6 protein-coding genes are annotated in these 12,940 nt (G+C 65.9%); all 6 read left to right on the top strand.

Annotation, left to right across the window (positions count from 1 at the left end; translation table 11 throughout):
• The first annotated feature begins 227 nt into the window (after positions 1-227).
• The 6 genes from E0L17_RS10430 to E0L17_RS10405 all read left to right on the top strand — a co-directional run bounded on the left by E0L17_RS10430 (position 228) and on the right by E0L17_RS10405 (position 12,826).
• Positions 228-1,541, top strand: coding sequence for a sensor histidine kinase (locus E0L17_RS10430; RefSeq protein WP_167931167.1), 1,314 nt, complete (start codon positions 228-230; stop codon positions 1,539-1,541).
• A gap of 39 nt (positions 1,542-1,580) precedes the next feature.
• Positions 1,581-2,315, top strand: coding sequence for a LytR/AlgR family response regulator transcription factor (locus E0L17_RS10425; protein WP_167931166.1), 735 nt, complete (start codon positions 1,581-1,583; stop codon positions 2,313-2,315).
• 341 nt (positions 2,316-2,656) lie between these two features.
• A complete protein-coding gene (locus E0L17_RS10420) occupies positions 2,657-6,457 on the top strand; it encodes a glycoside hydrolase family 3 C-terminal domain-containing protein (RefSeq protein ID WP_167931165.1) in 3,801 nt (1,266 codons plus the stop codon).
• Positions 6,458-6,541: 84 nt separating this feature from the next.
• Positions 6,542-9,592, top strand: coding sequence for a glycoside hydrolase family 3 C-terminal domain-containing protein (locus E0L17_RS10415; RefSeq protein ID WP_167931164.1), 3,051 nt, complete (start codon positions 6,542-6,544; stop codon positions 9,590-9,592).
• Between the two features lie 244 nt (positions 9,593-9,836).
• A complete protein-coding gene (gene tsaD / locus E0L17_RS10410) occupies positions 9,837-12,326 on the top strand; it encodes a tRNA (adenosine(37)-N6)-threonylcarbamoyltransferase complex transferase subunit TsaD (RefSeq protein ID WP_167931163.1) in 2,490 nt (829 codons plus the stop codon).
• Positions 12,323-12,826, top strand: coding sequence for a methylated-DNA--[protein]-cysteine S-methyltransferase (locus E0L17_RS10405; protein ID WP_502706249.1), 504 nt, complete (start codon positions 12,323-12,325; stop codon positions 12,824-12,826). The genes tsaD and E0L17_RS10405 overlap by 4 nt, the downstream gene beginning before the upstream one ends.
• Positions 12,827-12,940 lie beyond the last annotated feature (114 nt).

The following is a 12,940-nucleotide window of genomic DNA, read 5'->3' as shown; positions in this document are numbered from 1 at the left end:
CCGCGCTGGATGAGCAGGGTCGCCAGGCGAGAAGGACCTCGGGGGCGCGAGCCCTGCCGAAGAGGCCTGCCCCCGTGCGCGCCCGCAGGCATGCCCATCACCTTGGCCAGGGACGTCCGTTGTGGCGTAAAACGTGCCGGTTGTGCAGCGCCTGGTTGATTGGGCGCTCCCTCGATACACTTAAGCTGCCGTCAAGCTGTCTGTAAGGCGGGCGCATCGGGAGGACCATGGGAGAGCTGCTGCAGAACTTCATGACCACGCTCACGGCGAGCGTCGAGTCGCTCTACAACCTCGCCTGGGCGCTCTCCCTGGTGCTGCTCCTCACCAAGTTCCATGGCGCGGGCAGGCGGCTGCTCTGGCTCCTGCCGCTGCGCCTCGCGATCGCGCTCCCGGTGGTGTGGCTGCTCGGCACCGTGAGCGACCTCATCTTCCCCAACTCGATCACGTGGACCGTCGCGCCGGCCGTGGTCTGCGGCGCCATCTTCTGGGACCGCAAGACGCCGGCGCAGCTCGTGCGCATAGGGCTCGTCATCTGCGCGTGGCTCTACTCGCTCTCCGTTGCCGACATGCTCAACGCGGAGCTTCAGGGTGGGATAGAGCTCGCCTCCGTCACCTCGCTCGCGTACATGCTCCTACTGCGCACGATCCTCGTCGTGCTGGAGCGCCACAACTCGCTCGACGAGGACAACGTCTCGCTCTCCTTTGTGATTCCCGTGCTCATCGTCTGCGCCTCGGGTCTCGCCGAGCGCGCCATCCTCTACCTCCGCTCGGACTTCGGCCTCGTCTACTACTCGGCGAGCACGCTCGAGAGCTTCCTCACCTGCCTCAACGGCCAGCTCGCGGAGCTCGTGGTGTACTGGGCCGTCCTGCGCCTCGCGCGCGAGCTGCGGGAAAAGGAGCGCATCCAGGCGGAGCGCCACCTCATGGAGGGGCGCTACCAGGCGCTCGTTGCTTACCGCGAGAGCGGGGAGAGCCTGAGGCGCCTCCGCCACGAGGTGAAGAACCAGTACGCCTACATCCGCATGCTGCTCGAGCAGAAGGACTACGCCCGCGCGGAGGAGTTCTTCGGAGAGATGTCGCTGCGCGCCAACCCCACGTTCTCCATGGTGGCCAGCGGAAACGAGCTCGTGGACGACATCGTGAACATAGAGATCACCAAGGCCCGGGCGGCCGGCGTGGAGATCAGCGCGCGCATCGCGGTGCCGCCCGAGCTGCCCTACGAGGAGATCGACCTCTGCAGCCTGCTCATGAACCTGCTCGACAACGCGATCGAGGCCTGCGCCGAGAGCGGCGAGAAGAACGTGCGCCTGGGAATCGTTGTCGACCAGGGGGCGCTTGCGGTGACGGTGGTGAACCCCTCCTCGCGAGAGCCCAGGCGCAGCGAGGCCGGGGCGCTGGTAACCACGAAGAAGGACCCGGAGGGGCACGGGTACGGGACCTCGATCGTGAGGACGGTCGCCGAGAAGTACGACGGCGCCGCCGACTTCTCGTACTACGACGGGGAGTTTGTGGCTAGGGTAATGCTCGCGCTGCCCGCATAGGCGGCGTGTGGGGCGAAATGCCCCGGGGACGGGAGGGACATGCTTCAGTATCACGTTGCCGTCTGCGACGACGAGCGCTTCGCCGCGGACGCCATAGCCACTGCCGCCGAGCGAGAGCTCTCCCTCCGCGGGGCGCAGGCGGACGTCGAGGTCTACACCGTGCTCGAGAACCTGGCCAAGCGAATGGACTCGGTGGGCTTTGACCTCGTCCTTCTTGACATCGAGATGCCGGGCATCGACGGCATCCAGTTCGGGCGCGCCCTGCGCGAGATCGGCTTTGGGACGGACATCATCTACGTGTCCAACAGCGAGGACCGGGTCTTCGAGTCCCTCTCCCTGCGGCCGATCGGCTTTGTGCGAAAGAGCCGCTTCAACCAGGACATGGCGGAGGCCATAGAGACCTTCGTTCGCGAGCGCCGCAAGACGAGCACCAACCGCACCATCACCCTCAAGATGGCGCACGCCATGGGCACCTTCTCGGTGGACGAGATTGCCTACGTAGAGGCGCACAGGCGCGAGAAGGTCGTGCATCTTGCCAACGGGCGCACCGAGGAGGTCCTGACGACCCTCGACGAGATGGGGGAGAAGCTCGCGCCGTTTGGGTTCTACCGCGTCCACAAGGGCTACCTCGTCAACTTTGCGCACGTGCGGCAGCTCACGCCGCAGGGCTTCGTGGTGGGGCGCGACCTCGTGCCCATCGGCCGCTCCAAGGTGGCCGACGCCCGCCGCGCCTACATGGACTACCTGAACGACAAGAACTCGATCATGCTCTGATGCCTAAAAGATGCCTAAAAGGGGACAGGCCCCTTTTAGGCATCTTTTAGGCGCCGCTCGCCGGTGATTCCATACCGCTCGCAACCAGCGGTTTATTGCAGTTGGTGACGCAAATCGCGCCATTGGTGCCACGGGGGCGCTTTGGTGCGACACGTTCCGCAGTCTGGCATGCGCCCCCGTTTGGCCGCTCTTCAGCTTCCTATCGTAGAGCTCGGAGGCTTCTGGCCTCCCCTCCCTTCCCTGGCCGGTCCCCCGACCGGCCCCCGGGAGAGGGGATGGGGTCACGTCCCGCCGCAGGGCGGGTGAAGGGCGCCCGAAAGGGCCATAGGAAGGGAAGCAAGATGAGAAGAACGTGGAAGGGAATCTCGCGCAGGAGCTTTGTCCTGGGCACCGCGGCGGCCGCCGTCATGGCGGGGCTGGCGGGCTGCCAGACGTCTGGCGGCGGGCAGAGCGCCCCGGCGAAGGAGCGATCCGTCGCTCCGGCGCCCGTTACGGATAACATCTATTACGAGAGCGACTACGACTTCACCGTCGAGGGTGAGCAGAAGTTCGTCGACGATGGACTTGCCCTTGGTGCGCGTATCGTCAACGAGGGCGTTGTCCTGCTCAGAAACGAAGGCTCCGCACTTCCGATTTCCCCCGCCGACGGCAAGATCGTTGCCTTCGGCAACGCCGGGCCGTCCATGATGACCGGCTTTGACACCGCGGTCAAGGATGCCGGCTTTGATTTCAATGACGCCGCGTGGGAGTTCTACACCAATGGCTCGACTTTCTCCAACAGCTGGCAGGTCAATGAGAATCCCTGGTCCGACGTCGAGGCAGCGGGTTTTCTCGGCGATGTTTCCGGCGTGGCGATCGTCTTCCTTGGCCGCCGCGATCACGAGGGCTGTGATGCGCAATGGTATGCCGATCACGACTACCTCGCCCTCTCTACTGAGGAGAAGGACATGCTCACCAATGTGGCGAACATGCGCCGTGACGGCACCTTCTCAAAGATGATTGTTGCGGTTACGACCTCCAATACCATCAGCTGGGAGGACGGCCCGTGGTCCGATGCCGTCGACTCGCTTTTGTGGTTTGGCAACATTACCGCTACGGGCTACAGCTCGCCGCTGCCCTATGGCTGCGCCGCCTTTGTTCAGGTGCTTGATGGTACTGCCAACCCCTCCGGCCGCCTCGCTGATACCGTCTACAAGAACAACCAGGCCAACCCCGTCATGGCAAACTTCGGCCGCATCGACGCCGACCTCTCTCAGGTCTCTCCCGAGAAGCTTGATGAGGTTCAGGCCGAGTCCGACAGGTGGCAGCCCGGCCAGTTCTACGGCAACCACTGGCGTCACAACTACGTCTACGCCGAAGGCATCTACGTGGGCTACCGCTATCCCGAGACCCGCTACGAGGACAAGATTCTCGGTCAAGGAAATGCCGGCGACTTCGATTACAGCTCCTACGTTGCCTATCCGTTTGGTTCGGGCCTCAGCTACACGAGCTTCTCCTACTCTGACTTTGCCGTGGAAGAGGCGGATGATTCCTTTGCCGTCACGGTGACCGTTACCAATGACGGCGAGGTCGCAGGAAAGCATGCCGCACTCGTCTTTGTGCAGGCTCCCTACACCGACTACGACATCGAGAACGGCGTGGAGAAGGCTTCAATCGAGCTTAAGGGCTACGAGAAGACCCAGCTGCTCGACCCCGGCGCGTCCGAGACACTGACAATCTCCGTTGCCAAGCATGAGCTGACTGCTTACGATGCCAACAAGGCCAAGACCTACATTCTCGAGGACGGCGACTACTACTTCACCGTTGCTGACTCCTCGCACGACGCCATCAACAATGTGCTGGCTGCCAAGGGCAAGACGACGGCGGACGGCATGACTGAGGACGGCGACAGCTCCCTCGTCTGGGTTTGGAACAACGGTACTTTTGATGACGTCACCTATTCCGTTTCTGCTGCCACTGGCGTTTCCATCACCAACCTCTTCGATGATGTCGATCCCAACAAGAACCCGCTTATGAGCGAGAAGAACCACATTACGTGGCTCTCGCGTTCCGACTGGGAGGGGACCTTCCCGACCACGCCCATCCAGCTGGTCTATACTGACGAGCTGGTTGAGCTTGCCAAGCCCATCACCTATCAGGCGGGATCGGGCGACGCGAGCTCCGTTCCGACGCACGAGTTCGGCAAGGATTCCGACGTTATGCTCGTGGACATGCGCGAGAAGGACTACGATGACCCCGATTGGGAAGCGCTCGTGTCCAAGCTTACCTACGAGGAAATGGTCTCGTTCATCATCAACCCAGAGCAGGCGTTCCCCAAGATCGGCAAGCCTGCCACTGTCGCTGGCAATGGCTCCCAGGGCTGGGGCACGCAGCTGACCGTCTCCGGCCTCTCCGCCACCCAGTGGCCGTCCAAGGAGACCGTTGCCAGCACCTTCAGCTCCGAGATTAACGAGGAGGTCGGTCGCCTTACTGGCGAAGGCCTGCTTCACTCCGCTACCGCCGAGAGCAAGAACGTCTCGCTCTATGGCTGGAGCTGCAATACCCATCGCGCCCCGTACTCGGGCCGTAACTTCGAGTACTTCTCCGAGGACCCGTATCTGGGCGGCCGTGCCTGTGCCGAGGAGACCCGCGGCATCATTGAGAAGGGAGGCCTCGTCTACACCAAGCACTGCGCGGGCAACGATCAGGAGGAGTATCGTCACGGCGTTCCGTCCTGGGGCAACGAGCAGGCCTGGCGTGAGGTCTACTTCCGCCAGTTCGAGAAGGCGGTTCTCGAGGGCGGCGCCAACGGCGTGATGAGTGGCTTCAACCGTCTGGGCATCAACTGGACTGGCGAGAACAAGGCGTTCCTGCTTGGCTGGCTCGAGGGCGAGCTTGGCTATAAGGGCACCACGATCACCGACCAGTTCGAGTCGTCCTGCATGGACGGTCCCGACGGCCTGCTCAACGGCAGCCATGTTTGGCTTGGTGCCGAGCGCATCCCCAAGAACGACGTCTGCAACGCGGTCCTTCTCCAGGACGACTACAAGAATGACCTGTTGATTCAGAATGCTGCATTTGAGGCCGTACATCGCGCGCTCTATAACTACGCGCACTCGCTTGCCATGAATGGCCTTACTCACGATTATGCCTTTGTGGGCAATACGCCCCTCGTCACCTCCGTCTCCGACGGTGGCAAGGATGGTGCCACTGCTCCGACGAGCTTCTATGGCGACAAGACCTATGCTGCCGTCAAGTCGGGTTGGCCGAGCGCAACGACTGTCAAGGGCACCTGGGACTACACCGAGGACGGGCTCACCATCACCCCGGACGACGGCAGCTCCGTCACCGTCTCGAACAAGAACGGGCTCATCACTTGGAGCGTGCCGGTTGCGGGACAGGATGCCCCGAACACCATCTCTCAGTACGAGCTCGTGAGCGCGTACAACGCCTACTTTGGTGAAAGCCTCGACGCGGGCGAGCGGCCTTCCTTCCAGCTCACGTTCGCCTCTGGTAACGATGCGGCGACCGGCGATGATCCGAGCGCGATGGAGGTCAGGCGCGGCGAGGCTGTGACCCTGCCCGACTGCCCGTACAAGGCCGAGCACATGACCTTCGATGGCTGGGTCATCGGTGGCACCACCTACCCGGCCGGCTCCGAGTATGTGCCGGACGCCTACGGCGATGCTGCTGCTGAGGGCTCCTGGTCGGTGACCGCGCTTGCCACCGCCACTACGCGCGACGGCTACTTCTTCTCGAGTGTTCAGGATGCTGGCATCCCAATGGTCATCCTGGCCGATGGGACTGTCGAGGTCGACCACTACAAGGGCTACGCCTGCATGGGCGCCTGGGAGCTTGAGGGTTCCGGCTCCGGCGAAGGCACCCTTGTTGTCAAGAATGAGAAGGGCGAGGCCGTTGCTATGAGGCAAGAGGATGCCACGGCGACCTACTCGCAGGATGGTCTCATCTACGACTGGAACCAGCCCGATCAGGGCTATGGCTCGGGCGTGTTCATGACGTCGCTCGATCACACGCTGGACCTTGCTGCCTTCACCGAGGCGTACAACGCGGAGTTCGGCACGAGCTACGACTCCGTGAGCGTCGAGACCGGCTCCGCCGCGTTTGCCCTTGAGGAGACGGGCGAGCCCAAGTCCACGTTCTAGTCAGTTGCACTTCCGGTCGGGCCGGGGCGAGGGGTCCTTCTCGCCCTGGCCCGGCCCAATGCGTCATGAACGGAGAATCACCCCATGTCAGACAGCAAGACTAAGAAGAAGGGCGGCGCGGGCCGCATCGTGCGCCGCGTGATAGGCGCGGTGCTCGCCGTGGTGTTTGTCGCCCTCATCGTGGCGGCCAACGCCATCCTTCCCAACTACACGCAGGTCATCAACTCGTACCTCGGCGTCGAGCAGGGCTGGGACAACTCCGGCGTCAACACGGAGGGCCTCGACCTCGAGTACAACAAGGCCGACCACACGTCCCGCGAGGACCTCGCGGCCTACGAGGAGGAGCTCGACAAGCAGATCGCTGCCGAGGGCATCGTCCTTCTCGAGAACAACGACTCCTCCCTGCCGCTGGCCGAGGGGACCACGCTCTCCTTCGTGGGCGGCAACTCCCGCTCGCTCGGAGCCGGCAACGCCGGCATCCTCGCGTCCACGATGGGCGTCGAGGGCGAGACCGTGGACGCCGTGACCCCCGCGATGGAGGCGGCCGGCCTCAAGGTCAACCAGACGCTCGTCGAGTTCTACGCCTCCGGCGAGGGCTCTAAGTACGTGATGGGCTCCGGCTCGGTGAGCTACGGCGACGACGAGGACTTCTCGATCAACGAGTGCCCGCTCTCCGTGATGCAGGATGCCGGCGTGCTCGACTCGCTCGAGGGCACCACGCCCGTCTTCGTGCTCAAGCGCGTGGCCGGCGAGGGCCGCGACATGCCGCGCTCCATGTACAACCACGCCTCGAACGCTGAGGACCAGGCGCGCACCTACCTGGAGCCCGACTCCACGGAGCTGGAGATCCTGCAGTACCTGAACGACAACTTCGATAACACCGTCCTGCTCATCACGTCCAACAACGCGCTGGAGCTCGACTGGCTCGAGCAGTTCCCCAACATCAAGTCGGTCCTCTATGCCCCGTCCCTCGGGACCTACGGCATCGACTCCCTCGCGAGCGTGCTCGCCGGTGACGTGAACCCCTCCGGCCGCACCAAGGACACCTTCGCCGCCAACCCGCTCTCCGCCCCCGCGGCGCAGAACTTCGGCGACTACCAGTACCTCGACGAGTCGGGCGAGCTCACCAAGTACAACTACGTCTCCTACGAGGAGGGCATCTACGTCGGGTACCGCTACTACGAGACCCGCTACGAGGACGCCGTGCTCGGCCAGGGCAACGCCGGCGACTTCAACTACGATGCCGAGGTCTGCTATCCCTTCGGCTATGGCCTCTCCTACACCACCTTCGAGTGGTCGGGCTTCCAGACCAGCTGGTCGGGCGATGAGTGCACTGCCACGGTGACCGTCACCAACACCGGCGGCGTTGCCGGCAAGGACGTCGTGGAGCTCTACGCGCAGAGCCCGTACACGGACTACGACCGCGCCAACGGCGTGGAGAAGGCCGCCGTCACGCTCGTGGGCTTTGCCAAGACGCAGCTCCTCGAGCCCGGCGAGTCCCAGACCGTGGAGATCGTCTTCGACGAGTCCCAGCTCGCCTCCTATGACTACCTGGGCGCCAAGACCTGGATCCTCGACGCGGGCACCTACTACGTGACCGCCGCCGGCGACTCCCACGAGGCCGTGAACAACGTGCTCGCCGCCAAGGGCGCGGCCGTCGAGGGCAACGTTGCCATGACGGCCACCTACGTGCCCGACAACGCCGAGGTGGACACCACCACCTACGCCACGGACACGCTCACGGGCGAGGAGGTCACCAACCGCCTCGATGACGCCGCGGGCGACCTCACCTACCTCACCCGCTCCGACTGGACGGGCACCTTCCCCACGCACGACGGCGAGCCCACCTCGCAGGTCTCCACCTGGGGCAACGAGATCAACGGCGATGACGGCGTGAGCTATACCTACGGCAAGGCCGCCTCCGCGGAGCTCATCGCGCAGCTCGACTCCACCGACTCGGGAAACCCCGACGTCCAGGAATGGGAGGGCGACCTCGTCTACGGTGCCAAGAACGGCCTCACGCTCATTCAGATGCGCGGCCTCGAGTATGACGACCCGGCCTGGGACGACCTGCTCGACCAGCTCACCCCCGAGGACTACGACATCCTGATCACGCAGGCGGGCTATGGCACCGACTACATCGCCTCCGTGGAGAAGCCGGCCGGCACCGACGCCGACTCGACCTCCGGCTGGAGCTGGGGCGGCATCGGCATGACCTTCTGCAACCCCGCCATGGTGGCGCAGACCTGGAACGTCGAGCTCGCCTACGAGCTGGGCATCTGCATCGGCGACGAGAGCCTCTACGGCGGAGCCACCGGCTGGTACGCCCCGGCCATGAACATCAACCGCACCGCCTTCTCCGGCCGTGCCGGCGAGTACTTCTCCGAGGATGGGTTCCTCGCGGGCGCGCTGGCCTCCCAGGAGGTCAAGGGCGCTGCCGAGAAGGGCGTCTACACGCTCATCAAGCACTTTGCCTTCAACGACCAGGAGAACCACCGCGGCGACCGCACCGGCCAGTTCTCGATGGCGACCTGGCTCAACGAGCAGTCCGCGCGCGAGATCTACCTGCGCCCCTTCGAGATGTGCATGAAGGTCGGTGACGTCGAGGTCAGCTACGTCAAGGACAGCGGCGACGGCACCTACGAGATGGCCACGACCGAGATCGCCGCGTGCCAGGGCCTCATGACCGCCTTCAACCGCATCGGCGCCACGTGGGTCGGCGGCGACTACGACCTCATCACCGGCATCGTCCGCACCGAGTGGGGCTTCGACGGCTGGATCATCACGGACAACGCGGACACGGGCGTATTCATGAACGCGGGCCAGATGATCGAGGCCGGCGCGGACTCCAAGCTCACCGCGAGCGACCCCACCGACACCTGGACCTTTGACGAGAACGACGCCACGCAGTACCGCTACGCGCGCGACGCCGTGCACCACCTGCTCTACGTGATGGCCAACACGCACTGCATGAACGGCGCCATGCCCGGCAGCCACTACACCTCCGGCGTGGGCGGCATGCAGAAGGCCGACCAGATTCGCTGGGGCATCACCGGCGTTGCCGCCGTGGGCCTCGTGGTGATCGCGGGCCTCACCGTCCGCGGCATCCTCAAGTCCCGCAAGACGCGCCACTGACGTCAGGTTTATTTGGCACGCCTGCCTGGCGTGACGGGGCGGCGGCTCGCATGGGTCGCCGCCCCGTTTTGCGCCTCTCGCGTTTGCATGAGCAAGCTCCGCGGGTTCTTCTCGCCCCAACTGGGAAAACAATGGAATAGGGCGATTTTGTCCGGAGATTTGCACGAGCAAACTCCGGGTCATGCGCGTGCCGGTCGGAGTGGCTACACTGGATGGGTTGAACCACCGAGCGAGAAGAGCCGCAATGAGCGAGAAGAACCCCGGAGCCGCGATCCCTGCCGAGAAGACCGTCCTTGCGCTGGACACGTCCACGGACATGCTGGCCTGCGCCATCGGGCGCGTGGGCGCGGACGGCTCCGTGACGGTGCTGGCAGCGCGCGACCACATGTGCCGCCGCCAGGCCAACGTGGAGCTGGTGACCACGGCGCAGAGGGCGCTCACGGAGGCCGGCCTTTCGATGGGCGACCTCGACGCCGTGCTCGTGGGTCGCGGCCCCGGCTCGTTCACGGGCGTGCGCATCGGCATCGCCACGACCAAGGGCCTCGCGTGCGGCGCGGGGCTGCCACTGTACGGAACCTCCGCGCTCGATGCGATGGCGTGGTCGGCGCACGCGGCCGGCGCCCGCGGCACGCTCGCCGTGGCGGGCGACGCCATGCGCGGCGAGGTCTACCCTGGCATCTACGAGCTGGACGAGGCCGGCGCGCACCGCACCTTCCCGGCCGAGACCGTGTCTAAGGCCGACGCTTGCGTGACCGCATGGGCCGGTCGCGCGGACGCGGCCGAGCTGACGCTCACGGGCAACGGCCTGGTCAAGTACCGTGCGCGCTTTGAGGCTGCGGGCCTCACGTCCTTCTTGCCCGAGGAGGCGTGGTACCCCACGGGCGAGGGGCTCCTGCGCGCGGCCGTGGAGGCCGGGGTCTTTGACGGCCCTGCGGCCCAGCCCGGCGACCCGGCGCTGGTCCTGCCCATCTACACGCGCCTCTCGGACGCCGAGGAGGCCGAGCGCACGCGCCTGGGCCTCAAGAAGCCGGCGTCCGTGGAGCTCACCGGCGTCGACGACGCGCTCGCGGGCATCCATCTGCAGCTGCGCCCCATGACGGTGAACGACACCGCCGCCGTGGCCGCGCTCGAGGCTGCCGCCTACGAGGACGCGGCGCACACGCCGTGGACCGAGAAGATGTTCTACGAGGAGCTCTCCCAGCCCGGCCGCAGCTGGTGGGTCGCGCACGACCAGGGGACCGTCATCGGCTTTGCGGGCGGTGTGCTCGCGGGGGCGGACTTCGAGATCGAGGAGGTCGTGGTGGATGCGGCGCGTCGGCGCGAGGGCATTGCCACGCGCCTTGTGGCCCGTGTTGCCTACGATGCGCAGATGCTCGGTGCCTCAACGGTCTCCCTCGAAGTGGACGAGAAGAACGAGCCCGCTCGGGCGCTCTACGGCGCGCTCGGCCTTACGGAGGAGGGCCGTCGCCCGGGCTACTACCCGGCGGCTGCCGGCGAGCCCGCGCACGACGCACTCATCCTGCGCGCCCCGCTGCCGCTTGCGGCCGATGCCGTGATCGCGACCGGCCGACCGGAGCCTGCGCCCTCCATCCGGCCGTGGCCCATCGTGCCCGGCGAGCGTACGCCCGAGGCCGCGGCCGCGCTTGCCGCCGCCGGCCCGCTCATCCTCACGATCGAGTCCTCCTGCGACGAGACCGCCATGGCCGTGACCGACTCCCACGGCGTCGTGTGCGCGAGCGTCGTGGCCACGCAGATCGACTTCCACGCGCGCTTTGGCGGCGTGGTGCCCGAGATCGCCTCCCGCAAGCACACCGAGGCCATCGTGGGCGTCTTCGAGGAGACGCTCGCCCGTGCCGGCGAGCACTTCGGCGTGGACACGCTGGCGCCCGCGGACCTCGCGGCCGTGGGCGTTACGGCGGGGCCGGGCCTCGTGGGCGCGCTCGTGGTGGGCGTCGCCTTTGCCAAGGGTCTCTGCGCGGCCGCTGACCTGCCGCTCATTGCCGTGCACCACCTCGAGGGCCACCTCATGGCCAACCTCTTCGAGACCTCGGACCTCGAGCCGCCCTTCGTGGCGAGCATCGTCTCCGGCGGCAACACCATGCTCGTGCACGTGCGCGCCTGGGGCGACTACGTCCTTCTCGGCGCCACGATCGACGACGCAGTGGGCGAGGCCTTCGACAAGGTGGCCAAGGCTCTGGGCCTGGGATACCCCGGCGGCCCCGTGATCTCCAAGCTCTCCGCTCAGGGCAACCCCAAGGCCATCCACTTCCCGCGCGCGATGATGCACAGCGGGGACTACTCTTTCAGCCTCTCCGGCCTCAAGACCGCCGTCATCACCTACATCGAGGGCGAGAACCGCGCCGGTCGCGCGATCAACCTGCCCGACCTGGCGGCGAGCTTCGAGGCCGCGGTGATTGACGTGCAGGTGGCCAAGGCCGTGACGGCCGTGGAGGAGACCGGCGTTGCCGACTTCTGCGTCGGCGGCGGCGTGGCGGCCAACCCGGGCCTGCGTGCGGCGTACAAGGCGGCGCTGACCCAGCGCGGCGTGCGCGTGACCGTGCCTCCCATGCGCGCCTGCGGCGACAACGCGGCGATGATCGGTATCGCGGCCCTGAGGAGCTACAACGCCGGGTCCTTCTCGCCCCTCACGTTGGACGCCGACCCCAACGCCGCCCTGGGCACCTGGGCTACCCCCGACGCCCCCGTCCCTCCCACCTGGACCGTGCAAAAGTGACAGGCACTTTTGCACGCGACTACGAGTCCCCGCTCGGGAGGATGCTGCTCGCGGCTTCAGATAACGGTCTCGTCGGCGCGTGGTTCTACGGGCAGCGCTACTTTGCCCGCGGGCTGGAGGATGCCGAGAAGAACGTGGGGCATGGGGCGTCTGCCGACTCGCCGGTTCTTCTCGCCGCCCGTTGCTGGCTGGATGCGTACTTCGCGGGGGAGCGCCCGGGCGCGGCCGGCCTCCCGCTGGCGCCGCGCGGCACAGCGTTCCAGCGCCGCGTGTGGGACGCGCTCATCGCCATCCCGTACGGGGAGACGCGCACGTATGGCGAGCTCGCAGCCGAGCTGGGGTCGTCGCCCCGCGCCGTCGGCGCCGCCGTGGGCGGGAACCCCATCAGCGTGATTATCCCATGCCACCGCGTGCTGGGCACCGACGGCTCCCTCACCGGCTACGCTGGCGGCCTCGAGCGCAAGCGGGCGCTTCTCGCGCTTGAGTGCGCGCATGCGTAAACTCGCATTTCAAGAAAAGCGGATTTACGCGTCCTTGGAGCCGCGGATTTGGATGCGTAAACGAGAAAAACGGTGCGGTTTGACCGGAGATCCCAGTTTGCGCATGAAAAACCT

The organism is Olsenella sp. SW781, assembly GCF_012027725.1.
Classification (GTDB): Bacteria; Actinomycetota; Coriobacteriia; order Coriobacteriales; family Atopobiaceae; genus Thermophilibacter.
The sequence above is the reverse complement of the archived record's forward strand: the minus strand, read 5'-3'. Positions and strand labels throughout refer to the sequence as shown.